This is a genomic window from Gimesia sp. (assembly GCF_040219335.1).
Classification (GTDB): domain Bacteria; phylum Planctomycetota; class Planctomycetia; order Planctomycetales; family Planctomycetaceae; genus Gimesia.
The window spans coordinates 193081-215161 of sequence record NZ_JAVJSQ010000028.1 but is presented as its reverse complement, the minus strand read 5'-3'; the positions used below and the strand labels follow the sequence as shown (position 1 = coordinate 215161).

The following is a 22081-nucleotide window of genomic DNA, read 5'->3' as shown; positions in this document are numbered from 1 at the left end:
GCCTGCCTGATGCGCTACAGATTGGCTCAATAATTTTAAATTGACCTGAATCGTTCTGTGACCATCCCGAAGGACAATCACATAACATTCTGGCATCCACTCTTAAAATTTGGGGCCACCAACCATTTTGTCAAAGATCATGAGCTAAATCGGGTGTGCGAACGAGTTACGCACGCCTGAATCAGCTCAGGTTCGTTAATCATAGCCGTCGCGCTCTGAGAGTCAATGAACTTGGTTACGAAAAATTTGAAATCTGGATGAAATCTTTTTCCGGCCTCCAATATCTTCTATACGTCAGCGTTGAGAATGCCCTCAAAACTTGTCAGACTCTGTCTATTGTGACAAGATAATCTGTCTTTTCCTGCGCGTTCACAACAAAGGTACAGTTAACCCAGCCTCAATCAGGAGGGCCTGCTGACGTGAGTGTTTCCCGAATTATTTCTCTCTGCGTACTCTCAACCGTCTCTGTAATCGCTGCCCCTGCCCTGCTCTCAGCTGAGGACTGGTTTGAATTTCGTGGTCCGACCGGCCAGGGACATTCTTCCCAGACATCGCTGCCGACCGCCTGGAGCCCGACCGAACATGTGCTGTGGAATACCAATATTCCCGGCGTCGGCTGGTCATCTCCGATTATTGTTGGCGAGAAAGTGTTTGTTACCACGGCCGTCCCCGAGGGGAATGGCCCCATGCCCGAACAGTCGCTGCGGGTCGTCTGCCTGGATCTGGAGTCGGGGAAGATTCTCTGGGATAACGAGATCTTCCAGGAAACCAAAGAAACCGCACAACGGATTCATAAGAAGAACAGCCACGCCAGCCCGACACCGATTTCAGACGGTAAAGTGCTCTACGTGCATTTCGGTACGCACGGCACCGCCTGCCTGACATTGGACGGAGACGTGATCTGGAAGACAAATGCCCTCAAATATGAGATGCAACACGGCAACGGAGGATCGCCGATCCTGGTCGACGATAAACTGGTTGTGATCTGCGACGGTAAAGGTTCCAACTTCATCGCCGCCCTGGATCGCAAGACGGGCGAGATCGCCTGGAAGGTGGAACGGAATGTCGATGGCCGGAAAAAGTTTTCGTTCGCCACGCCGCTGCTGATTACCGTAAACGGGGAAGAACAGATTGTGGCCCCGGGCACCGATGTGATCTCGGGACATTCTCCTAAGGACGGCAAAGAGATCTGGCACCTGGATTACACCGGTTACTCCGTCATCCCCCGCCCGATTTACAGTCATGGTCTGATCTTCGTGACGACCAGTTACGACCGCCCCACTCTGCTGGCGATTCGTCCGGACGGTAAGGGGGATGTGACGGAAACGCATCTGGCCTGGTCCAACAAGAACCAGATTCCGCATACGCCTTCCCTGCTGGTCGTGGGCGACGAACTGTATACAGTGAGTGACAAAGGGATTGCCCAGTGTTTTGACGCCAAAACCGGCAAACTACACTGGAAAGAACGCGTGGGTGGTAACTATTCTGCATCTCCGCTGTTCGCAGATGGCAAGATTTATTTCCAGAGCGAAGAGGGGGAAACCACGATTATCGCTCCCGGAACAACCTATAAAGAGATCAGCCGCAATCACCTGAAAGAGCCGACACTGGCGTCTTACGCCGTCGCCGGCGACACGCTGCTGATTCGCACGAAATCACAACTCTACCGGATTGGGAAGTAAGACCTCGATTCACAGTTAACCCTTTTTATTTGATCCGGCGTTCCCTGCCGATGTGAGCGGGCACTGCGGTCTCTGTTGTGTGAGATCCCTGCCCGACGCGTCCGAAGAGCGCCCCTGCACGATTGCTCGACACTAGAATTTCAAACGCATGACCGCTCCAGTACCTTCAGAAGAACCTGTTAAAAAAATTGTCGTTGCCTCCGACCACGCCGGTTATCGCTACAAACGACGAATCATCGAATACCTGACGCAACAGGGCTACCAGGTCGAAGATTTCGGCACCGATTCGACCGAGTCAGTCGATTACCCGGACTTTATCTTCCCCGCCGCCAAAGCGGTGGCTGCAGGTGAGTTCGAGCGAGGTATTGTGCTGGGAGGATCAGGAAATGGCGAAGCGATTGCCGCCAACCGGGTCAAAGGGGTGCGGTGTGCGTTGTGCTGGAACGAGAAGTCAGCCCGACTGGCACGACAGCACAACAATGCGAATATGATCTCGCTGGGCGAACGCATGGTCTCGATGCACGACGTGTATGAGATCATCGATATCTGGCTGAGCACCTCCTTTGAAGGGGGACGTCACCAGAGACGTATCGAAAAACTGGACGAGTAATACAAACAGGCTGTGGCACTTCCCGGGTGCCACAGCCTGTTTTTTTTGTACGCATCGCTTCAGTGAACTTCAAATCTCAGGGATTGCTTTTGAGATCGAACTGGAACGAGGTGTGATCGGCGTCGACAGTCGCTTTGAGGGTCGAGTCTTGATTGTACGCCGCGGGGATCTTGCCGGGAGCCGCTTTCTGCTTGCCCCCTTCATCCGAGTTCCCTGCATCGTCGGGTGCTTCTCCCATGCCTTCGGGAGTCCCCGCCATCCGAATGCGGACCGTTTTTTCACCGGTCAGACAACCGGACTTTTCAGTGTTGAACATCAGTTCGAAATTCCCGCTGGAGTCCGTCACCCCCGCGGAATAAGTGCCATCGGGAGCTTCGAAGGCAACCTCGGCCCCCGAAAGAGGCTGTCCGTCGAGGGTCACGGTTCCGGAGACATCGACCAGACCGAGCTGGCTGTAATCGGGATGGATCGAACCGCCACAGCCAACCGTTGCGCTGAGCAGACAAAGGGTCGCCAGCATGCGAACTGCGCGACCGGAAATTAGAAACTGTTTCATCAGAGATCACCTTTAAAATCAATCAGCATTGGATGTTACGGAGTCACAACTTCCCGGCCATTGCGTGTAGCCAGGCCGCGGTAGACGTTCAGATCCATATTTTCCGAGAGGAAATGAACCGAGCCATCCGCATAGGCCATGTGTCCGCCCCCGACGTGCCAGCTGCCATAAGAAAGTTCCATCAGATGTCCGCTGACGGTCGGTTCGGTACGACGGGCATTCATCCGGGGATAGGCTGAGCCGACGAATTCGGTGAACTCCGTTCCGCCTGTGCCGTTGTTGCAGCCGCAGGGATCGGTCTGGGGAGAACCGATGATCCAGTGGTCCATGGACTGCCCGTCTTTGCCGAACTCGATGTCCGTCTGTGTTTCGCCGAGCATGAAGGTATTGGAGGTTCCATCTTTGATATCGCGGAGTACGACGCTGCTGCAGGCGTAGAACAGACCGTTCTGCGTGGTATCTTCCAGCGACTTGGTACCTGAAATTTTGGTCGATTCATCATCCGAAGATGCTTCTGAGCCGGAGTTCCCGAGGTAAGTCGAGGGGGCCCGGTTCGGGATGCCGTTGAAGCTGTAGTGTTTTTTGATGGGAGCACTGGGACAGACGAGTACGGGGAGATAGGTGCTGGCAGCGGTGGTGTTGGCAGAGCCGGAGTCCCAGTTACCGTCGCCTGATTCCTGGAAGATGAGCGTGTTGTAAATATTGGCCCGATCGATCATGGGCAGAATCATGGCACTCCAACCGGCCCCGCGCTGATCCCAGCCGAAGGGGAGCAGACCGTGGACATCGTGGTAGTTGTGCATGCCGATGGCGAGCTGCTTGAGATTGTTTTTACATTGTGAGCGACGGGCGGCTTCGCGTGCCTGCTGAACGGCGGGCAGGAGCAAGGCGATCAGAATGGCAATAATCGCGATGACGACCAGCAGCTCAATCAGGGTGAAGCCGGTGCGTCGTCGGGGTGCGTGGGCGTTGGGTAACATTCGGTTTCCTCACATAAACGGGATAAAGCAATAACAAAACCGGAGGTGTTATCTCCACCGGAGTGAATCAGTCTGCGAGCCAGGCAGTGAAATTGCTGATGTTCCAGAAACTGCGGCGGCGGGTTGGGAGAGTGCAGGCAGCACAACCGGAATGAGCGGGAACTCAGCCTGTAAACGTGGTTTGTTATACCCGGCCTGTTGAAAGATTTAATGAAGCGCCGGTAAATACCGGGTAGCAGAGCGCACTCTTATTTTGAAAAAATGTGTACTGCATTTCGTGGTCTCAAGGTCACTCACGCCAACTCATAACCACTTTTCTAAAAGACACTTACAACCGAACCCCAAGCTATTCCACCAGGGTGTTCAGGACAATTTCCTGGCACTCTTCGGTGCTTAAAAACGAGCCATTTCGCCGCAGCAAGAAGATTTCGTGAGTTTTGTTTGAAGTTCTGGTCAATCTTATTCGAAGAACCGCGGTGCATAAAAAAACGCCCCGTAAAAACGGGGCGTTGTGAGGCTGGCGTTCGCTCTGCTTCAGGAGATCGCGCGGCGGATGATGTTGTGTGTAATTCGCTGCACACGTTCATCGGGTCCGTGCGGTCGGGACCAGTGTGACCAGGGAAGCATGTGCCCGGGCGGGCTGGAAAGATCCTGGCACCAGAAGATGGTCGAGGCGTTAAACACGAAGTTGTTCTTCGGGCCGGGGTAAATCGTAGCGGTCCACTCTTGTGGATTCACACCTCCCTGCAGGGCGGTTCCCTTAGCCACGACTTCGAGTCCGGGAATATCCTGGGGCGGATCGCCGTGATATTCCCAGCCGATGAGACCGGGAATCGAGTCGCCCTTTTTCATGCCCGTCCCTGCGAAGATCCAGTGGTCGGGCAGTTCGCAGACCCAGTCGCCGCCCCCGTTGACCGGATCAACATTACGGGATCCCATCAGGTAACCTTCGTCGGGACCGCGGTGCGGGAAGGGGCCGTTGTCTCGCTCACGGTCTTCGGCGTATTTATATTTTCCGCCGTAAGGACCACCGCGGAACATGATCCGTTTGGGACGCCCGTCGGTGCTGTTCATCAGCGGTGTGACCCAACAGACGGAATTACCAGAGAAGAAGAGCAGGTTCACGCCCGCGTCGCGCATTTTGACCGCCGACTCGTACTGGCGAATATCCCAGTATTCATCGTGGCCCACCGAGAGGAACGACTTACATTTCAGTCCGTGATCGGGGGTGATCATATCACTGTTGGAGCAGTAGGTCACATCGTAACCATGTTTCTCCAGCCAGTAGGCGAAGGGGAATTCAAAGCAGAGCCATTCCCCGGAACCGAGTGACTGCGGATTCTCATAGATCTGGGCATACTTGGCGTAGGGACGGTCAAAGCTGACGTCAGCCCAGGGCCCCTGATTCCCTTTAGGATGCGTGTAAACCGAATAGTTACTGGGCCACTTGTTGTAAGCCTGCCAGGTGTTATCGGAACACTGGAAGAGGATGTCCGCGGGTCGATCATCTTTGACGATGAAGACGACATAGCTCTGCCAGTAGCCGTGGCCGGTCTTGTCTTTGAGCGTGGAGAGCCGGCCCAGATAGACGCCGCTGGGCCAGTCATCGGGAATCGTCAGTGTGACCGCGGAGTCCCAATGGCATTCGTGCAGATTCTTTTTACCTGGCTTTGGAACGGGCTGCGGTTTGCCCTCGAACGGGCCGAGTGTGGTCATCAGCCGGGCACCGCGACCGCCGTAATAGCCGGTGCGGAAGATTTCGATTTTGAACTCTTGCGCCGGTCGGGTGGAGACCATGATGTCGATCGGCTCGCCGGCGGCGACGCTCTGCTTCGAACAGTAGCCTTCAATCTTGGATGAACGAAAACCGTTGCGGCTGTCGAGCATGACGCGGGTGAGCTGCCAGTCGGTGGATCCTTCTTTGAGGTTTTCCCGATGAATTAAATCGGGGTCTGCTTTCGCAGCATGGGCACTGTTGAGTGAGAAGTTTCCGGCGAGTGAAGCCAGCGATGTCGCGACGGCCCCTTTCAACAGATTCCGGCGATCTGCATCAATCTCTTTCATGTTACTGATTCCTAAATTCGCTGTGGTCGATTCGGTCGCAGAAATTCGGTGTGGCGGTTTCCAATAATTATTTAGGACGCTTAATTTTCTGCTTCTGCCTTTATGATAACCTTAACTTCATTAAAATAAGAAGTACAAATAAATGCTTTTTCATATCAGCCCATGATTCATCGGCTGTCGCGCAGACGGTCTGTCGGCATCATGGCAACGACGCGGAGTACTCAGTGGCCTCATTCTCAATAGATCAGACGGAAAGCCGAGCCTTTTATCAATCACTTACGAAACAACTGCATGAGGAGTTGGACGAGCTCGAGCCAACACTCATTCAAACACGACGCACACTGCATCAGAAACCGGAAATCAGCGGGGAAGAAAAAGAGACTTCGCAACTGATCTGCAACACGCTGCGGGAGATCGGCCTCGAACCGCGGCTGATGAATAACGACATCGGCGTGGTCGCCGACATGACGCTGGGAACGCCGGCCGAGGACGCACCGCTGATCGCGATTCGGGCCGACATTGATGCGCTGCGGATCACGGACCTCAAAGAGGTCGATTACTGCTCGCATAATCCAGGCGTAGGTCACCTGTGCGGTCATGATGCTCACACGTCGATTGCCCTGGGCGTGGCACTCGCTGCGGGTCGGGTGAAGGAGCTGTTCGAGAGCGAATGGCCGGGCCAGGGATTACGGCTGCGGTTCATTTTTCAACCGGCGGAAGAGATCTGCATGGGCGCCCGCTGGATGGTGGAACAAGGGGCACTGGAAGGGGTGAGTGCGATCATCGGGCTGCACATGGATCCGGAAATCCAGGCGGGAACGGCGAACATCCGCTATGGCGTGATGACGGCGTTCTGCGATGAAGTCCATTTTGAAATTCATGGTCGCGGCGGACATGCTGCCCGTCCGCATCATGGAAATGATCCGATCACCACGGCAGCCCAACTGATTTCGAGCCTGTATCAGAACCTGCCCCGTTCGATCGACTCACGCATGCCGGCGGTATTTACCATTGGTCAGATCTCCTCGGGGCTGGCACCGAATGTGATTCCCGAAATTGCGGAACTGAAAGGGAGCCTGCGTTCCACGAACGACCAGGCGCGCGAAGTCCTGCACAATCGGATTCAGAATATCGCCAGCGGCGTCGCTCAGAGTACGAATACCCGGATCGAGGTGTTGTTCAAATCACCCCTGCCTGCGGTCGTGAATGACAAAACGATTTCGGCTGCCCTGGAACAGGCGTCGATCGACGTGCTGGGGATGGAACAGGTCGGTCTGATCGATCTGCCCAGCATGGGTGGTGAAGATTTTTCCATTTATCTGCAGCATGTCCCCGGTTCGATGTTGCGACTGGGGTGTGCCCGTCCCGATCAAAAAACCGTGTTTTTGCATTCTCCCTATTTCGATATCGATGAGCGTGTGCTTAAAATAGGAAGTCGCATCTTACTGCAGGCTGCCCTGCTGCTTTCTCTCAACCCGCAACTCATCCAAAAAGGGAATTAGTACGATGGGGACCCTCTCTTTTGCCCGTAACGATTACCCGACCCTGGGTGTGGAACTGGAACTGCAGCTCGTCGATGCGGAGACGTTTGCCCTTTCGAATTCAGTTTCGGAACTGTTAAGTGGTCTGCCCGAGGGAATGGGCCAGTCGATCAAACCGGAGCTGATGCAGAGCTACCTGGAGATCAACACGGGCGTCTGTCGGACGGTGAGTGATGTCCGCAAAGATCTGACACGCAAACTGGAAGCGGTAACCAATGTCGCCGACGAGCTGGGGCTGAAGCTGTTCTGGGCCGCGACGCACCCCTTCTCTTCCTGGCGGGATCAGAAGATAACGGTCAACGATCGTTATTACGAACTCGTGGAACTGATGCAGGACGTGGCCCGCCGCCTGGTGACCTTCGGCCTGCACGTGCATGTGGGCGTTGATTCGGGCGACAAAGCGGTGATGGTCTGCGACCGGATGCTGCGTTACCTGCCACTGCTGCTGGCACTCTCGTCGAACTCGCCGTTCTGGGAGAACCGCAACACGGGTCTGCATTCGAACCGTTCCAAAATCATGGAAGGCCTGCCGACCGCGGGGCTGCCGCCGAACATGCGGAACTACAGCGAATACACGTGGCTGATCAACCACCTGATCAGCACGGGCTTCATCAATACGATCCGCGAAATCTGGTGGGACATCCGCCCGCATCATAATTTCGGCACCGTGGAGATCCGCGTGTGCGACATGCCGGCCAACCTGGAGCAGGTACTGTCGATCGCCGCGTTCGTGCAGTGCCTGGTGAAATGCATTTCGGATGAAATCGACGAAGGCGCCTACCAGTTGCAGCATCACCCGATGATGGTGCAGCAGAACAAGTGGCGGGCGACCCGCTACGGCATCGATGCGAGCCTGGTCAACAGCGACAGTTACCAGCTGTATTCGGTGATTGATTCGACGACGCACCTGGTCGACCTGGTCTCTCCGATGTCGGAGCGCCTGGAGTGTACGGACGAATTACAGCGGATCTACGATCTGGTTCATAACTCCGGTGCCAAGCGGCAGTTGGCCATCATGGAAGAGACCAATGATAAACGGGAAGTCGTGAAACGGATGATCGAGGAAAATAGCCTCTTCTGATTTCATGACGCCGCTTCTATAATCGTTTAGTCCGCGATCCATTCGAACTGTCACCCCGCGTTTGCAGGAATCTGATTTCGTGTCTGATTCAGACCCCCAGCCTCCAGAAGAAACTCCCACCGTTGAAACGACGTCCGCGTCGAGCGGGGAGACTCCGCAGACACCCCACGAGAAAGTGCGTACGTTTCCGACCACACCGGGTGTGTACCTGATGAAGGATGCGCAGGGACGTGTGATTTATGTGGGAAAAGCGGTGAACCTCAAAAGCCGTGCGTCGAGTTATTTCACGCAGGCAGCAGCGGTCGAACGCAGGACGGCGGAACTGGTAACCGAAATCGCGGACATCGATTATCTGGAGACCGAGACCGAGGTCGACGCCCTGCTGCTCGAAGCGCGGCTGATCAAGGATATTCGGCCCCGCTTCAATTCCGAACTCAAAGACGACAAGACGTTCCCCTACCTGGAGATCACCACCCGCGAAGATTTCCCCCGCGTCGAATTCACCCGCACACCGCAGAGCAAAGGGACGAAGCTCTACGGCCCCTTCACCAACGCGAAACAGCTGCGGGGGGCGATCACGGTGCTGCAGAAGATCTTCCGGTTCCGCAACTGTTCGCTGGACATCGATGAGGGGGACGAAAAGTGGCGCTGGTTCCGCCCCTGTCTGCTGCACAGCATCAATCAGTGCACGGCGCCCTGCAATCTGCGGATCAGCAAAGAGGACTACCGCAAGGACATCAACAAGCTGAAGCTGTTTCTGGACGGCAAGAAGGACCGGCTGCTGAAAGAGATGCGGAAGGAGATGCTGGCGGCGTCCGAACAGCGACTCTACGAAAAAGCGGCCCGGCTGCGGGATGAAATCGAGCTGCTGGACAACATCAACCTGCGGGGCAACCTGGAAGACCATGCGCAACCCGAGGTGTTTTACATCGACCCGAAGAAAGGCATGCAGGGGTTGAAGAAAGTCTTCGGCCTGGCTGAACTGCCGCGGCGGATCGAGGGAGTCGACATCGCGCACCTGCAGGGGGGCGAAACGGTGGCCAGCCTGGTGCAGTTCATCGACGGGCTCCCCTTCAAGCATGGCTACAAGCGGTTCAAGATTCGCACCGTCAAAGGGATCGACGACTTCGCCTCGATCCGCGAAGTGGTCAGCCGACGCATCCGGCGACTGCACCAGGAGGGGGAATCGTTCCCCGACATCCTGCTGATTGACGGCGGTAAAGGCCAGCTCAATGCCGCGATGACCGCGATGCGTGAATTGGGAGTCGAGCCCCCGTTCACAATCTCCCTGGCCAAACGCGAAGAAGAGGTCTACGTCCCGGGCGAAGTCGAACCCCGCCGCCTGAGCCGGCATTCCTACGGCTTAAGACTGTTGCAATACGTCCGCGACGAATCGCACCGGTTTGCGCAGCATTATCATCACCTGCTGCGGAAGAAATCGCACTTTGATGAGTGAGGGGGAGAAAACTTTACCCTTCTAATTAACTAAGATGTCGCTTTTTCAATATTCTCGACTTCCGGCATTTCATCCCAAGTTCGTCCATCGAGCAACCTTCCATTTTTCTTTTTATTAACTCCTCCCCATTGTTTAAAAAAGAATGGGACTTTATCTTCTTGACATTGATTAAGAATTGCTCTGACCCATTCTTCATGGATTGGTCGAGCGCCGGGTCCAGATTCTCCACCGACAATCACCCAATCAATATCTGTAAGATCTAGATCATCAATCGGACCTATAAGTGGCTCGATTGAAAGGAACTTTATATGAGCGTTCGTGTGTCTCAGATGATCGATACGGAAAGTATACTCTTGATCCTCAACACTCACTCCCATCCAGACATTTTCTGGCCAATCAATTACAGGGCTTAATTCTTCGAGTCGATCAGCTCTCTTGGTTAGGACTTGGAATCGATGCCAATACGCCCTTCTCATCACGTCGAATATTCGATAAATGTATTCAACTTCAACCTCTTTATGAAATAAGTCGCTCATAGAATTAACGAAAATTGTTTGTGGTTTCTTCCAACTTAAAGGACGTTCAAGCATTTGTGGTTGGAGAGTTAATTTGAATCCGTTTGAATAGTTCTTAAGCCCCATGGCATTAAGTCGTTTTGAAAGACGCTCTGCATAACAAAATTTGCAACCAGGACTGACCTTAGTACAACCTGTAAGCGGATTCCAAGTTGATTCAGTCCATTCAATATTCGATTTAGACATAATATGTCCTTATGGAAAAGTTACTTTGACATTATCGCCGAAAGTACCTTTTTTACGTTTATCAACTGGAGGGTCTGTGGATATTTTATTCTGTTTTTCCATGAGCTTTAAAATGTCTTTATAATTCTTCGAGACAAATCGCCTCCCAACATGATGCTCATTAAAAATATCAATCATTTTCATAGTTCTGCCACTAAACACATCAAGTAACATCTCTCCTAGATCATCAAGTGGTCTTGAGAGTTCAAAAAGTAAACCTTGGCTTTTTATAGAAGGGTTGTATTCAAATGTTGGTACACCTTGTTCTTCCTCAGAGCTTTCTCTTGCCATAATGTCTTTCATTATCTCGTACCCACGAATATTTTTGGACACGAAAATTAAATGATGACTTGTTCTGACTCCTTTTTTGTTTCGAAAACGAAATGGTAAGACATATTTCCCACCCATTTCCTGCAAAGCATCACCTATTGCCTCCACGATTGTAAGTTCGCGGTCTTCAGGACGTAAATCGTTAAGTTCTTGTCTTAATAAATCAGCGCGTGCCTCACCAAATAAAGCATCCATATGCGACTTTACTATCGAATTGTTTAGACCCATATTTATGCGATTATAATTAAAGAAAAAAACGCAATCGCATCCCCAATGCTTAAGAACAGAATTAATTAATTGGAGTGATAGTCCTTTATATCCCCAAGGGTCAACAAAGAAAAAAGTAGGAACGAGCCTAGTTTTCTCAAAGATCTTTACGATATCTTCACCAACTTCACCTGTGTAAATAGTTGGTCTGTACTTTAAATTTTCGACGCCGGGTAGCTTTTTAATTTCATCAGCTAATTTATCTGTAGAAGTTCCCTCTTTATCATTAAATATTGTAACTAATCTTTCCCGTAAGAAATCATCTTCAATCGCTTGTTCCAAAACCAACAGTGGCGTTGACTTTGTTCCATCATTATATCGCCCCGGACCAGCAAACAGATCGATATAAGCTAGCTTTGAATTTTTTTGAATGACGGCTCTCTTTATAACTTTAGCCCAAACACTGAAGTACTTTGAGACTATTGAAGTTTTGATTACAGATTGCTCTAAGGATTCAGTGAAAAAATTCTTTGACATTTCTCGAAAGTTCCTCACAACAATTATCAACGACCGCAAAATATACAATTGACCACGTCTCTTAATGTTATTATATGCACTGTTTTAATAGAAGACTAAAAATGCCAATAAATATATTTTGAGACTACAGATTGTATGTAATTGTATTATTAAGAGCCTGTTTTTCATTATTGAAATGTGACGTCTTTGTAATGGTAAATGAAGAAGTTACTGACTACATACACTTGGACAATCTGTCGCAACAAAACACAGTTTTTTTAAGTAAGTATTCCAGCTTGTTCAGCTACAGCATTAATCAAAGTTACGGTAACTTGGAATTACTTGCTCTAAAGAAATCGCACTTTGATGAGTGATCTGCTTAGCGCGATCTCCTACAGCGAATCGCGAAACAGATAGGACAGATTCTCGGTCAGGAAGAGTTCCACTTTTTCGTCGGAATCGTTGATTCCCGGATAGACGCCGCAGGCCTGGTAGCGTTCGTAGAAATCGGCGGCCAGGGGATCGGGGATTTCTTTGACGGTGCCTTCCCCGGGGGTGAAGCAGTAGCCGGGTCGATGCGCTCCGATGGCGTCATCGCGTGGCTGCTTGAACGAAATCAGCCCCGTTAAGCGGGTCCAGAGCGTTTCGTCCGGTCGACGGGCGACGATCCAGCTGTTCGTGTTATACCGCAACCGATTATGGTGCTCCAGATAATACTGGCTGAGTGCTTCATCTTCGATCAGCAGCAGCAGTTCCGTGTTGATATACAACGAACGGGGATCCAGATTGGGTGAGCCAAGTACTGTCTTTGTGCCATCAATGATGAAATACTTGCAGTGCAGGGTCGTGTGGAGTTGCTCATACTCAAAGGGATTGGCTCCAAAGCCGGAGGCTGGCTGTTCGTCCGTTTTCTGATTCTCATCAGCAAGCCTTGGAAAGCTGGGAATAACTTCAGCCACATCTTCAGGAACCGCACGAATTTCATGCAGAGAGGCGTGGAACAAGTTGATCAGCTTTTTTCGTTGTTTGAGTCCCGCCGCATAGGTGTAAAGGTTGTCTGTGGAAACCAGGCTGTTTGTAACAATCGAGAGCAGAAACCCGTCGTTTTGCTCACGCAGTTTTTCCAGTCGCTCGAACCACGAAAGAGGAAAGATCGTAATCGGCGAAGTGAGATGAATGCTTTTCCGGGCTGAGGCCAGAGCCTCTTCCAGCCAGTTCCCCGTCTCGTCCGGTAACCGGGTGTCGACACGAGGCTGATCATAACAGAATTCGATCGAGCGGGGCTCAAAAATGCGCGCGGTATAGTCGGGGCAACACTCTGCTGCGATGGTTGAAAAAGGTTCCGGCAGATTAGAAGCGGCATCAGAATCAGACGGTGCCGTGGCATCCTCTTGCTCCGTTGCGAAATCCAGCAGGTTCACACTCAGATCGTGATCCCAGAAGCGGGCAAATGCGTCGTGTGCTTCGGGGACGACGGGACCGCTGACCAGAATTTCCGTATCGGTAAAACAGCGGAAACGGTGCATGTCGAAATACTCGTCACCCAGATTTCGGCCTCCCAGGATGACGCAGGCATCGTCAAACAAGGCGATTTTACCGTGCATCCGGCGGTTCAACGTGTCGCCTGAAAGCGCCGCCGCCCACATGACTTCCACATCCCCGGGTTCCATCTTCTCTACAACGGGGTTAAACAGCCGTACTTCAACATCACTCGAATCTGCGAGCTGACGCAGGCGTGGTAAAATTGAGTCTTCTGATTGCAGCGTGACCCAATGGTCGAGCAGGATCCGTACTTCCACACCTTCCCGGGCACGGCGTTCGAGTTCGTTGACCAGGAAGTTTCCCGCCCGGTCATTCCGCCAGAGAAAGGTACTGAACCAGATGCGATGCTGCGCGTGGCGGATCAGTCGTTTGCGGCAGTCAAATGCGGAAAGCCCTTCGCTCAGCGGTATGCATCGATGCTCGCTGGCGGGAACCAGAAAAGAGGAAAGCACGGAAGAGGCCGAACTGCTTCGACTCATATCAGAGTTTTAATTCCACTTTAACAGGAAAATGATCAGAGGCTTGACGCGCGCCTGGAGAGGCGAGTACCTGGCTGGGCTGAGGCTTCAGAGCCCCACCCGTGAAAATACGATCTAATTGTAGCAATGGAAAACGGCTGGGGAAAGTGGCACGCGGCTTTCCTGTCGGAATGCACTCTGACAGCAGGGTACGAAGCCTCCTGATCGCCCGCGACTGTCCGGTTGTATTAAAGTCTCCCAGCAGGATCGATGCCTCATGTTCGGTACCGGTCTGTTGAATCAACTCACACAAAGCTTGCATCTGGAGCAGATTTTCCCGGCGGTGCACGCTCAAATGCGTGTTCAGGATCGAAATCGATTTCCCCTGCCACTCTGCCTGGATTTGAAAGACACCCCGCGGCTCGCTTAACGGGCTCAGCAGGGGCAGGTGAAACTCCCGGGAATCAATCAGCCGTAAGTCTTTACGCGACAGAAAAGCCAACCCGTAGCGCCCCTGCTTTTCATGTCGACTTTGAAACTGAGTCCAGTCCACCAGACTGAAAAAGTGTGGCGTCATCTCCAGCCTCCGACCGATCTCTTCCGCCTGATGAATTTGATCTGTGCGGGGGCAGTCTACATCCACTTCCTGCAGAGCGACCACGTCCGGCTGAGCATCACCAAGCACATTCACCACATCATCCAGAGACGGTTCCAGCCTGGCTGAGCGACACGAATGAATATTGTATGACACAAAGCGGAGTGAGTCTCTCTGCACATTGTCCCTTTCAAGAGAGGACACCCTGATCTTCCGCCTGCACTTTTGAGCTACCGCAACGGGAGACCAGCGGGTGTCTCCGGAAGTTCCTGTTAAACTTCCTCGTCAATTTCATTCTCAGCATTATCGAAGGAGTTCTCCAGATTTTCCCAGGCGGTATCCAGATCCTGTTTGAGACCTTCCCAGGCATCCGCAGAGGCGTCATTAAACTCTTCGAGTTTCTCACTTACGTGGTCGCGCTGGACTTTCAATTCGTCCATCTGCTCGTTCCATTTGACTTTCGCGTCATCTTTCAGATCGCTGCCTTTTTCCTGCAGTTGATCGATTTTGACGTTCAGTTCTTTGAGCTGTTCATCCAGCTTGGCCGCGTATTCATCGTGCTTCTGCTGCGTGAACTTTTTAGTGGTGTCGTAAGCTTCGCCGAATTCCTTAGAAACGTCCTCTTCGGTTACCGGGTCAGTGATCGGTTTTTTCACGACGACCGTTTCAGAAGTATCCTCGTTCGCACAAGCGACCAGGAACAGACTGAGACACAGACAACAGGGGGTTACATATTTCATGGCGTTCTCCTTTTTGTTGGTGAGGGATTCTTTTTAAAGCGGCTACAGCCGCAATCGCCTCTGTGTGACAGACTGTCGCAAAACACATGCCAGTGCCTGATCGGCCCGATCTGGTGGAAATACTGGTTTCTGACCGCGCAGCCTGCTTGCTGATCTGTCACCAAATGAATTGTCAGAGAGCGGGCGCTCGTTGTCATTTCATTCGCGAACCACTCCAAGTTCGGTTAAAATTCAGATTGCTGCTGAATTGACTTTCTTTTCAACGAGTTATGTAAACGACAGAGGAGTCCCCGATGGTGCGCTTCGCCGGGAGAGTGTTCTGGTTTGTGGTGTTACTGCTGAGCATGCCGATGGTTGTGACCGCGGCACCGTTGAATGTGGTCTATATCATCGTCGATGATCTCGGCGCCCACGACCTGGCCTGTTACGGGAATACGTTGCATCAGACGCCGCACATTGATCGACTGGCGCAAGAGAGCATGAAGTTCACGCAGGCGTACGCGGCTTCGCCGGTCTGCAGTCCGACGCGGGCTTCGCTGATGACGGGAAAGAACCCGGCCCGACTGAAGATGACCGTCTGGCATGAACAGGCCAAGTCGCACCGCAAAACAAAGCGGCCGCTGATCGAAGGGAAGTCGCTGCCCAACCTGACGCACGATGAAACCACCATCGCCGAACGGCTGCACCAGGCAGGTTACCGGACGCTGCACGTCGGCAAATGGCATCTGGGCGAAGCGGGCTTTTATCCTGAGAGTCACGGCTTTGAAGTCAACATCGGCGGCACACTGTGGGGCGCACCGCAGACGTTCTTTTATCCCTTTGCCGGGGACAGACATTACGGACACGAGTTTCGCTATGTGCCGGGTGTGCTGGAGCGGAGTGACAAAGACGACTACCTGACCGATCGGCTGACGGACGAAGCGATCCGCCTGCTGAAGTCGTCGGCTAACGGTAAGCGTCCCTTTTTTCTGAACATGGCTTATCACACGGTGCACACACCCATCGAGGGGAAGCCGTATGTGGTGAAAGCGTACGAGAAAAAAATCCAGCCGGACTCTCCCTGGCAGAACGCCGAGTATGCGGCGATGGTGGCCAGCCTGGATGAGAACGTGGGCCGGATTCTGAAAACGCTGGAAGAGTTGAAACTGGACGACAGGACCGCGGTGCTTCTGATGTCGGACAACGGCGGTTTCATCAACCAGTATGAAGGCAAGACGGTCACGAACAATCACCCACTTCGTTCCGGGAAAGGGTCGCTGTATGAAGGGGGGATCCGCATTCCCCTGCTCGTCCGCTGGCCGGGCGTGACGACTGCGGACAGCGTCTGTGGAGAGCCGGTAGTGACGTCTGACCTGTATCCGACCCTGATCGATCTGCTGGAACTGGAAGCAGACCAGGAGCAGCGGGACGGGGTTTCGCTGAAGCCGCTGCTCACCGGTTCCACACAGAAACTGAAACGCGACCGACTGCACTTTCATTACCCGCATTACTATCCCACGACCACGCCCGCCAGCGCAATGCGGGCCGGGAACTGGAAGCTGATTCATTACTACGAAGACGATCGCAATGAGCTGTATGACCTCAGCCGGGATCCGTCAGAGACGACCGATCTGTCAGCGGAGAAACCAGAGCAGGCACAACAGTTGTGGAATCAGTTGCACGCCTGGCTGAAAGGCGTCGATGCGAGTTTTCCACAGGAGAATCCGGAGCGGCGGAAGTAATGAGTCACCCTCCCCCATCTCAAGACGACGAAGCATGGAAACCAGCGGCTGCCGGCTGTTTATGGGGGATTGGCACATGGGTTGTTCTGATTGGTATCGCGATCCTGATTGAGTTCTTCCTCAACTCAGGCAGCGGTCCGGGAGCAGGAAGCCCGGGGATGGCTCCCATTCCAGCAGTGTTCCTGGTCGCCCTGTTTCTGGGCTGGATTCCGGCCGGCATCGCTGGTTTCTGGAAGTATCGGAAACAGAAATCCAAATGACAGAACCGGATTACCGTTCCCCCGGCTTTCGTGGGGAGATGCGTATTTTCTCGCCGGTAAAGGGGTTGGTGATTTCTACCGCTTCGGTTGCCGATGGTTTAAAGTCCAGCAGATCGATGCCGTTGAGCCAGAGCTCAAAGAACTCCGTGAGCGAATAGTTCTGCGGCGTGAGTGTGCCAGCATCAAAGGTCGTGATGAGATGCCGGGGATCGTGGCAATCCACGCAGGAAAAAATATTGTCGCCCCATTCGCAGAAGGGGAGCAGACCGGGCGGCCAGATTTCCCCTTCCGATTCGTGATCGGTCTTCAGTTGCTGATATGTTTCCAGAAGATCGCCAAAGTCGGACGTGGCTCCCCCAGCAAGCCCCATCACACCATACCCGGGCCCGAAACCGCCGTTTGCGAGTTGCAGGTAAACCTCGCTGAGTAAGGTGGGAAGCGAAAAACCCAGCTGCTGTTCGGTGTGTTGGAGCATAACCGATGAGACGGGAGGGAGCAGGTCTACGGAAGACTTTGCCTTTGTGAAAGTTTTGATTCTCTCAATCAGCTGTTCATGCATGATTATTTGGTTTATTCAATATCTCAAGTATTGTTTCGAAATCAGGATGCATGATGTACTTCCGGCTGACCTGAACCGGTTGAAGCAATCTCAACACCCTATTCCTTCGTTCCACCTGGTGGTCTGTGATAGACGTGTAAGCGCGGTCGATATTCAGCATCGACATAAGCAAGAATTTCAAGCCGTTCTTTTTCAGAAACATGCTCTGAAAATTGGATTTGTTTTTCGTTTACATCCAGCACTGCCGCCAACGGTTCCACTTCTGAAACGAGCTGTCGCAGGAAAGCAGTCCGGGGATATTCCGTCTCCAGAACCAAGGGACGATTATTTTTAAAGCGATGACGTGTTCTCATCCATTTACAGAGATCCATGATCGCGGCTCGCAGATTGAGTCTTCCCAGTTTTTCTTCCAGCGGTTCCAGCATGACTCCTGCTTCACCGCGATTGAGAAAGTCTGCTAATTCGTTCCAGATATCATGCATAGGACAATCACTCTCGTTAGTCCCTATTGAGTTAATCATCTCTTTTAATATTTATCGAAATTTGAAATCAAACCATTTCAGAACCTCGGAAGCAATCAGATCCGGTTCGTCCAGCGAAAGCGGTTCTGATCGATCGTTTGCCTCGTTAGCCAACTGGATCTGGCCGGTCCCTTTTTGTCCCACAACAACTAACTTCAGAGACTTTTTGAGAAACGCGTTGCGGGCTTGAGAAGTCATTTCGTTATATAATTCGGAAGGTTCCGTATCTTCCCAGGGAAGGGTATAGAAGTCGTTCACGATCTTGACCACCGCAGTTCCGCCGGTTGAGAGAAACGACTCTTCCGAAAAACGTTGCAGTTTTCCCCGGGCCACGCTCGCTCCCTGAGGTTTATTTACAAAGGGAACCAGAAACACCCCTGCATTGTTTTTCAATATATCCAGAAAGACCACCGCTGTGCTCCTGTTATTTCACGATCTGTAATGAGGGAAACGCTATACTAATAAATTCCTCAGAGTGATTCATTGAAAATCTGATCCCGCGCTGTATTCCAGAGGTTCATCAGAACTAACAGAAAAGCAGAACGCATCACATTTCATCGAGCCACTCGGTCAGTTCTGCCTGCAGAAATTCGCTGAAACTCGCGTTCAGAGTCTGTGCGATTTCGCCAACCATGTTATCCCAGATGACGACGGGGCACTCGTTGTCCCCCCTTGACTGGGAGGTATCGAGACAAAAATACTCCTCATCGTTTTCGTTGCGGAAGATGACCAGTGATGCCGGCAGCCCGATCTGCTCCCGTTTGCGTAAGGTAAACCAGACACAGTTGGGAATGCCGGAGTGATCGAAATCAGCATTCGGCGTCAGACCGTAGTATTCGTAGCCGTTAAAACTCAGATTCCCCCACTGCGACAGGTACGCGCGGAAGGAAGCGGGAAAGGTGACTCCCAGCCGGTCCTCAGCGGCTGCGATCATTTCGTCCGACTGTCCGCCGGCGATGCAGGCGTCCGCCTGTTTCAATAGTTGCTCGATATCGTCATTGGGGGCCATGCAGTCATCCTGTGCGCTGTTGCTGGACTGGGGGAACAGAGATCGCAATCATAATAGCAGATCTCTGCCGATTTATAACACAAGCTTCATTATTCCCGTCTCCCGATCTGTTACACTCGACTGATTCTGAACGATTCAGCGTCGGTTGACTGGTTTTCAATCCCGGATCGTTTCCCGCCCGGAATTCAAATCGTACCTGCATAAGCGAACCCGTTGATTCGAAATCAGAAAGATGCGTCCCGTGTTGAAATTGACTTCCTGTCTGTGTCTGTTGACAGTCTGCTGCAGTCTGACTCTTCCCGCCCGAGGTGAAGAGAAAGCCCGCTGGGAACATACGAAAAACTACGAGAAGATGATTGTCGAGCCGACACTGCCGGTCGCCACCGATGTACCGGACCGGATTCTGCTTTCGTGGAAGCAGGACCCTGCCCGTTCCTTTTCCGTCACCTGGCGGAGTAAAGCGGGAGCCGATGCGGTTGCTGAAATTGCGCCCGCCGAAGCGGGTCCGCAGTTCGTTAAGCAGGCCCGTCTCATCCCGGGTAAAACGTCGCCTCTCAAAACGAACCTGGGAACTGTTCACATGCATGCGGCGACTTTTGAGGATCTGAAGCCGAACACGTTATACGTCTATCGCGTGGGCAGCCGCAGAACGGTTCCGCTTTCCAAAGCAGATCAGGAAGACGTGGAGCCGCTGACTGCGGAGTACGCCTGGAGTGAATGGACACAGTATCGCACTGCACAGAAATCGACAGGGGACGTGGTGGCGCCGGTTCGATTTGTGTACGTCGGCGATGCACAGAACGATGTGAAAAGTCACTGGTCGCGGCTGATTCGAGAATCGTTCCGCGATGCTCCGCGGATGACTTTCATGCTGCATGCCGGCGATCTGGTAAATCATGGCAATCACGACCAGGAGTGGGGCGAATGGTTTTACGCCGGCACTGGAATCTTTTCTGCGATCCCCCAACTGGCGGTCCCCGGCAATCACGAATATGCGCGCGATCCGTTTTCTGAGAAACCTGAAGGGGAGGAGTCGCTGCCCAAAACACTCAGCCGTCGCTGGGAACAACGCTTTGAGTTCCCCGACAACGGGCCCAAGGGTTCTACAGAAAATATTTTCTACGTCGACGTCCAGGGCGTGCGGATCATCGGCCTGGATTCGAACCGGGAGATTGAAGCCCAGACCGAGTGGCTGAAGAAAGTCTTAAGCGACAACCCAAATCGCTGGACGATTCTGACGCACCATCACCCGATCTATTCCTCCAGCGTGAAACGCGATAATCCCGAACTCCGTAAGACGTGGCAGCGTCCGTATGAAAAGTACCACGTGGACCTCGTGCTGCAGGGACACGATCACAGCTACGGACGGACCGGACCGATTTCGCTGCAACTGAGTCGGAAACTCGAAACCGAAGAGAACGTGGCGACCGGCCTGCGGGTGGCGGATCAATCGGGCGGCCCGGTGTATGTGGTCTCCGTCAGTGGCCCGAAGATGTATGAATTAAAGCAGTACCCCGCCGAAGCGATTCAGACAGATCCCTTCCGCCGCCGCGCCCAGGGCAAGCAGTTGTACCAGGTGATTACCGTCGAGCAGGATCGCCTGGTCTATCAGGCCAAAACGGTGACCGGGAAGTTGTACGATCAATTCACGATTACCAAGGACAAAGCGGGGAAAAACGTGTTCGAGGATCAGGCACCGCCGCTGGAGGATTAGGTAGAGCAACGGAATTGAACTCAACTCAGTTTTTCGGTTTCTGAGCATGCTTGATAATTTCAGGATGGAGATGGTAGCTGAGTGAACTGATCAGTTTGAAGTCAGGAATCCAGTTTAACTCCAGACATCCGGGATAACCGAGTTCACTGTTGTATCCCTTCGCCAGACCGGAACACCTCATTGACTCCACAACACGGAGTTCCCAGACGTCAGACTCTTCAGGTTGGGGGACAGACGGATCTAATGGTTCCAGACTGAATCTTCTGAAAATGCCATCACGCTGATCAAAGTCCAGACTCTTATCGAGTGCTCGTCCATCGATATGGGTCACGTAAAATCGCATGATGCGTACCGTTCTTCGATCACGGAAGACTCTTTCTCTCTTCCAGACACCACGGATCGTTGAATACTCTCCCACAGGTTTACCAAGCCTGCCGATAACCCGGTATCGATCTCGAAGATCAAGGAAGTTGATGTCGCCAGGAGACTGCAGTTCTGTTGTCTCATTGGATTTTTCAGTATCTCCCTGCCCTGCAGGAAGAGGATCCGAATGTACCTTACGGGGCAGGTCTGCCACCTTCACGAATTTTGAACGCACGTAGAAAAGGTAACTTGTTAATTCAAACGGCTGATTCCGAGATTCCTGATTTTCCTTAGCGTAGTAGAGTTCTAGCTTTGTCTGACTACCGGTCTCTTTCCAGTAATCGTCCGGAAGCCCCGTAAATCCGATTTTTTCAAATACGCGGTATTCGCAACAAAAGAGATCGCGATGCTTCCAATATGTCGACGTCTCGGGATCGATCTTCAGTTTTGAAGTAAACATGTCACTGCCGCACTTAATCAATTGGTTCTCAGGAAGCAGCAGAGGCTCGCGTAAGCATTTAAAGTCAATATGCGTGATCAACAGATAGAGCTGTTTTGATGAAAAATCAATACGCTTCCATGTTCCATGGATGGTATGAAACGTCCCTACTGGTGCTCCGAGTCGGCCTATGATTTGGTGATTGTTCTTTAAATCATCAAAATGAATTTCTGTCCGTTGGGGAGTATTTTTTGGAGGCTGACCATGCAATTCTACTGAAAGTAAAGAACAGGCTAACCAGCCACTCATAAGCAAACAGGAAAGTTTCATTTTTAAA

General features: G+C 52.4%; 21 protein-coding genes. 8 read left to right on the top strand and 13 right to left on the bottom strand.

Features of this window, described 5'->3' with window-relative positions:
- Nucleotides 1-419: 419 nt before the first annotated feature.
- Together RID21_RS21925 and rpiB are read left to right on the top strand one after the other, a co-directional pair.
- Nucleotides 420-1682, top strand: coding sequence for a PQQ-like beta-propeller repeat protein (locus RID21_RS21925; protein WP_350192600.1), 1263 nt, complete (start codon nt 420-422; stop codon nt 1680-1682).
- Between the two features lie 148 nt (nt 1683-1830).
- Complete coding sequence (gene rpiB / locus RID21_RS21920; protein WP_350192598.1) at nt 1831-2292, top strand: ribose 5-phosphate isomerase B; 462 nt, start codon at nt 1831-1833, stop codon at nt 2290-2292.
- 76 nt (nt 2293-2368) lie between these two features.
- On the opposite strand, the gene RID21_RS21915 is transcribed toward rpiB, so the two are convergent.
- The 3 genes from RID21_RS21915 to RID21_RS21905 all read right to left on the bottom strand — a co-directional run bounded on the left by RID21_RS21915 (nt 2369) and on the right by RID21_RS21905 (nt 5892).
- Nucleotides 2369-2848, bottom strand: coding sequence for a transthyretin-like family protein (locus RID21_RS21915; protein WP_350192596.1), 480 nt, complete (start codon nt 2846-2848; stop codon nt 2369-2371).
- 35 nt (nt 2849-2883) lie between these two features.
- Nucleotides 2884-3828: a DUF1559 domain-containing protein gene (locus RID21_RS21910; RefSeq protein WP_350192594.1), complete on the bottom strand. Its 945-nt coding sequence runs from the start codon at nt 3826-3828 to the stop codon at nt 2884-2886.
- Nucleotides 3829-4362: 534 nt separating this feature from the next.
- Complete coding sequence (locus RID21_RS21905) at nt 4363-5892, bottom strand: N,N-dimethylformamidase beta subunit family domain-containing protein (RefSeq protein WP_145438966.1); 1530 nt, start codon at nt 5890-5892, stop codon at nt 4363-4365.
- Nucleotides 5893-6116: 224 nt separating this feature from the next.
- Between RID21_RS21905 and RID21_RS21900 the strand changes: the two genes are divergently transcribed.
- The 3 genes from RID21_RS21900 to RID21_RS21890 all read left to right on the top strand — a co-directional run bounded on the left by RID21_RS21900 (nt 6117) and on the right by RID21_RS21890 (nt 9970).
- Complete coding sequence (locus tag RID21_RS21900) at nt 6117-7394, top strand: M20 metallopeptidase family protein (protein ID WP_350192592.1); 1278 nt, start codon at nt 6117-6119, stop codon at nt 7392-7394.
- Nucleotides 7395-7398: 4 nt separating this feature from the next.
- Nucleotides 7399-8514 carry a carboxylate-amine ligase gene (locus RID21_RS21895; protein WP_145180910.1) on the top strand — a complete coding sequence of 372 codons (1116 nt, stop codon included), beginning with the start codon at nt 7399-7401 and terminating at the stop codon, nt 8512-8514.
- A gap of 79 nt (nt 8515-8593) precedes the next feature.
- Nucleotides 8594-9970, top strand: a complete 1377-nt coding sequence (locus RID21_RS21890) for an excinuclease ABC subunit UvrC (protein WP_502892626.1) — start codon at nt 8594-8596, stop codon at nt 9968-9970.
- 29 nt (nt 9971-9999) lie between these two features.
- On the opposite strand, the gene RID21_RS21885 is transcribed toward RID21_RS21890, so the two are convergent.
- The 5 genes from RID21_RS21885 to RID21_RS21865 form a co-directional block, all read right to left on the bottom strand.
- Complete coding sequence (locus RID21_RS21885) at nt 10000-10734, bottom strand: DUF5131 family protein (RefSeq protein ID WP_350192604.1); 735 nt, start codon at nt 10732-10734, stop codon at nt 10000-10002.
- A 6-nt stretch (nt 10735-10740) separates the two neighbouring features.
- Nucleotides 10741-11844, bottom strand: a complete 1104-nt coding sequence (locus tag RID21_RS21880) for a three-Cys-motif partner protein TcmP (protein ID WP_350192590.1) — start codon at nt 11842-11844, stop codon at nt 10741-10743.
- A gap of 371 nt (nt 11845-12215) precedes the next feature.
- The gene (locus tag RID21_RS21875) at nt 12216-13844 is read right to left on the bottom strand and encodes a phospholipase D-like domain-containing protein (RefSeq protein WP_350192588.1); all 1629 of its coding nucleotides are present in this window, start codon (nt 13842-13844) and stop codon (nt 12216-12218) included.
- A gap of 1 nt (nt 13845) precedes the next feature.
- On the bottom strand, nt 13846-14574 hold the full coding sequence (locus RID21_RS21870) for an endonuclease/exonuclease/phosphatase family protein (protein ID WP_350192586.1): 729 nt from the start codon (nt 14572-14574) through the stop codon (nt 13846-13848).
- A gap of 116 nt (nt 14575-14690) precedes the next feature.
- Nucleotides 14691-15158 (bottom strand): sll1863 family stress response protein, encoded by a 468-nt coding sequence (locus RID21_RS21865; RefSeq protein WP_350192584.1) that lies wholly within the window; start codon nt 15156-15158, stop codon nt 14691-14693.
- Between the two features lie 293 nt (nt 15159-15451).
- Here RID21_RS21865 and RID21_RS21860 point away from each other — a divergent pair, with 293 nt between their 5' ends.
- Both RID21_RS21860 and RID21_RS21855 read left to right on the top strand, forming a co-directional pair.
- A complete protein-coding gene (locus tag RID21_RS21860; RefSeq protein ID WP_350192582.1) occupies nt 15452-16879 on the top strand; it encodes a sulfatase in 1428 nt (475 codons plus the stop codon).
- Complete coding sequence (locus RID21_RS21855) at nt 16879-17139, top strand: hypothetical protein (RefSeq protein ID WP_350192580.1); 261 nt, start codon at nt 16879-16881, stop codon at nt 17137-17139. Before RID21_RS21860 ends, RID21_RS21855 begins: the two co-directional genes overlap by 1 nt.
- A gap of 10 nt (nt 17140-17149) precedes the next feature.
- On the opposite strand, the gene RID21_RS21850 is transcribed toward RID21_RS21855, so the two are convergent.
- The 4 genes from RID21_RS21850 to RID21_RS21835 form a co-directional block, all read right to left on the bottom strand.
- Nucleotides 17150-17698, bottom strand: a complete 549-nt coding sequence (locus RID21_RS21850; RefSeq protein ID WP_350192578.1) for an SMI1/KNR4 family protein — start codon at nt 17696-17698, stop codon at nt 17150-17152.
- A gap of 98 nt (nt 17699-17796) precedes the next feature.
- On the bottom strand, nt 17797-18123 hold the full coding sequence (locus tag RID21_RS21845) for a hypothetical protein (protein ID WP_350192576.1): 327 nt from the start codon (nt 18121-18123) through the stop codon (nt 17797-17799).
- A 108-nt stretch (nt 18124-18231) separates the two neighbouring features.
- Complete coding sequence (locus tag RID21_RS21840; protein ID WP_350192574.1) at nt 18232-18630, bottom strand: hypothetical protein; 399 nt, start codon at nt 18628-18630, stop codon at nt 18232-18234.
- Nucleotides 18631-18766: 136 nt separating this feature from the next.
- Entirely contained in the window at nt 18767-19228 is a 462-nt protein-coding gene (locus RID21_RS21835; RefSeq protein ID WP_350192572.1) for an SMI1/KNR4 family protein, read from the bottom strand.
- 241 nt (nt 19229-19469) lie between these two features.
- On the opposite strand from RID21_RS21835, the gene RID21_RS21830 reads away from it, so the two are divergent.
- Nucleotides 19470-20942 (top strand): purple acid phosphatase family protein, encoded by a 1473-nt coding sequence (locus RID21_RS21830; protein WP_350192570.1) that lies wholly within the window; start codon nt 19470-19472, stop codon nt 20940-20942.
- A gap of 25 nt (nt 20943-20967) precedes the next feature.
- Here RID21_RS21830 and RID21_RS21825 read toward each other — a convergent pair whose 3' ends face one another.
- Entirely contained in the window at nt 20968-22074 is a 1107-nt protein-coding gene (locus RID21_RS21825; RefSeq protein ID WP_350192568.1) for a hypothetical protein, read from the bottom strand.
- Nucleotides 22075-22081: the final 7 nt, after the last annotated feature.

What these genes read in the sequence shown, in the direction of transcription:
- rpiB (WP_350192598.1), top strand. Translation starts at nt 1,831, where the DNA reads ATGACCGCTCCAGTACCTTCAGAAGAACCTGTTAAAAAAATTGTCGTT.
- RID21_RS21915 (WP_350192596.1), bottom strand. Translation starts at nt 2,848, where the DNA reads ATGAAACAGTTTCTAATTTCCGGTCGCGCAGTTCGCATGCTGGCGACC.
- RID21_RS21910 (WP_350192594.1), bottom strand. Translation starts at nt 3,828, where the DNA reads ATGTTACCCAACGCCCACGCACCCCGACGACGCACCGGCTTCACCCTG.
- RID21_RS21905 (WP_145438966.1), bottom strand. Translation starts at nt 5,892, where the DNA reads ATGAAAGAGATTGATGCAGATCGCCGGAATCTGTTGAAAGGGGCCGTC.
- RID21_RS21895 (WP_145180910.1), top strand. Translation starts at nt 7,399, where the DNA reads ATGGGGACCCTCTCTTTTGCCCGTAACGATTACCCGACCCTGGGTGTG.
- RID21_RS21880 (WP_350192590.1), bottom strand. Translation starts at nt 11,844, where the DNA reads ATGTCAAAGAATTTTTTCACTGAATCCTTAGAGCAATCTGTAATCAAA.
- RID21_RS21875 (WP_350192588.1), bottom strand. Translation starts at nt 13,844, where the DNA reads ATGAGTCGAAGCAGTTCGGCCTCTTCCGTGCTTTCCTCTTTTCTGGTT.
- RID21_RS21865 (WP_350192584.1), bottom strand. Translation starts at nt 15,158, where the DNA reads ATGAAATATGTAACCCCCTGTTGTCTGTGTCTCAGTCTGTTCCTGGTC.
- RID21_RS21860 (WP_350192582.1), top strand. Translation starts at nt 15,452, where the DNA reads ATGGTGCGCTTCGCCGGGAGAGTGTTCTGGTTTGTGGTGTTACTGCTG.
- RID21_RS21855 (WP_350192580.1), top strand. Translation starts at nt 16,879, where the DNA reads ATGAGTCACCCTCCCCCATCTCAAGACGACGAAGCATGGAAACCAGCG.
- RID21_RS21850 (WP_350192578.1), bottom strand. Translation starts at nt 17,698, where the DNA reads ATGCATGAACAGCTGATTGAGAGAATCAAAACTTTCACAAAGGCAAAG.
- RID21_RS21845 (WP_350192576.1), bottom strand. Translation starts at nt 18,123, where the DNA reads ATGCTGGAACCGCTGGAAGAAAAACTGGGAAGACTCAATCTGCGAGCC.
- RID21_RS21835 (WP_350192572.1), bottom strand. Translation starts at nt 19,228, where the DNA reads ATGGCCCCCAATGACGATATCGAGCAACTATTGAAACAGGCGGACGCC.
- RID21_RS21825 (WP_350192568.1), bottom strand. Translation starts at nt 22,074, where the DNA reads ATGAAACTTTCCTGTTTGCTTATGAGTGGCTGGTTAGCCTGTTCTTTA.